Origin of the sequence: Candidatus Pantoea edessiphila, assembly GCF_002933335.1 — a bacterium.
In the GTDB taxonomy this organism is placed as follows: Bacteria; Pseudomonadota; Gammaproteobacteria; order Enterobacterales; family Enterobacteriaceae; genus Pantoea_C.
In genome coordinates this window covers 1-1,701 of sequence record NZ_PDKS01000008.1, presented here as the reverse complement: position 1 = coordinate 1,701, position 1,701 = coordinate 1, and the positions used below count along the sequence as shown (strand labels likewise).

Below are 1,701 nucleotides of genomic sequence, written 5' to 3'. Positions count from 1 at the left end.
TTAAGGAGGTGATCCAACCACAGGTTCCCCTACGGTTACCTTGTTACGACTTCACCCCAGTCATGAATCACAAAGTGGTAAGTGCCCTCCTTTAGCAGGTTAAGCTACCTACTTCTTTTGCAATCCACTTCCATGGTGTGACGGGCGGTGTGTACAAGGCCCGGGAACGTATTCACCGTAGCATTCTGATCTACGATTACTAGCGATTCCGACTTCATGGAGTCGAGTTGCAGACTCCAATCCGGACTAAGACATATTTTATGAGATTTGCTTACTCTTGCGAGGTAGCGTCTCTTTGTATATGCCATTGTAGCACGTGTGTAGCCCTACTCATAAGGGCCATGATGACTTGACGTCGTCCCCACCTTCCTCCGGCTTATCACCGGCAGTCTCCTTTGGGTTCCCGACTAACTCGCTGGCAACAAAGGATAAGGGTTACGCTCGTTGCGGGACTTAACCCAACATTTCACAACACGAGCTGACGACAGCCATGCAGCACCTGTCTCAGCATTCCCGAAGGTACCAAGGCATCTCTGCCAAGTTCGCTGGATGTCAAGAGTAGGTAAGGTTTTTCGCGTTGCATCGAATTAAACCACATGCTCCACCGCTTGTGCGGGCCCCCGTCAATTCATTTGAGTTTTAACCTTGCGGTCGTACTCCCCAGGCGGTCGACTTAACGCGTTAGCTACGGAAATTACATCTCAAGGACACAACTTCCAAGTCGACATCGTTTACAGCATGGACTACCAGGGTATCTAATCCTGTTTGCTCCCCATGCTTTCGCACCTGAGCGTCAGTATTCATCCAGAGAGCCGCCTTCGCCACTGATATTCCTCCAGATCTCTACGCATTTCACCGCTACACCTGGAATTCTGCTCTCCTCTATGAAACTCAAGCTTATCAGTTTCAAATGCAGTTCCTAGGTTAAGCCCAGGGATTTCACATCTGACTTAATAAACCGCCTGCGTGCGCTTTACGCCCAGTAATTCCGATTAACGCTTGCACCCTCCGTATTACCGCGGCTGCTGGCACGGAGTTAGCCGGTGCTTCTTCTGTAGGTAACGTCAATCATTGTGGATTTTAGCCACATTGCCTTCTTCCCTACTGAAAGTACTTTACAACCCGAAAGCCTTCTTCATACACGCGGCATAGCTGCATCAGGCTTTCGCCCATTGTGCAATATTCCCCACTGCTGCCTCCCGTAGGAGTCTGGACCGTATCTCAGTTCCAGTGTGGCTGGTCATCCTCTCAGACCAGCTAGGGATCGTAGCCTAGGTGAGCTATTACCTCACCTACTAGCTAATCCCATCTGGGTTCATCTGATGGCATGAGGTTTTATTATTGCTAATAAAGTCCCCCACTTTGGTTTTTCAACTTTATGCGGTATTAGCCATCGTTTCCAATGGTTGTCCCCCTCCATCAGGCAGATCCCCAGATATTACTCACCCGTCCGCCACTCGTCACCTCAAGAGCAAGCTCTTTTAGTGTTACCGTTCGACTTGCATGTGTTAGGCTTGCCGCCAGCGTTCAATCTGAGCCATGATCAAACTCTTCAATTGGAATTCTATTAAACCTATTTCTACAGATTAAATCACGTAATAAACTCACGTATCTATTCAATAGATATTTATAACATACATTTAAAATGTTAATGCTAAATCTATGAATACCTACACAGATTGTCTGATAAATTGTTAAAGA

Annotated in this window: 1 rRNA gene; it reads right to left on the bottom strand. The window is 47.4% G+C overall.

From position 1 onward, the window contains the following. Position 1: 1 nt before the first annotated feature. Positions 2-1,559: ribosomal RNA gene (locus tag CRV11_RS03670) — 16S ribosomal RNA — on the bottom strand. Between the last annotated feature and the right edge of the window lie 142 nt (positions 1,560-1,701).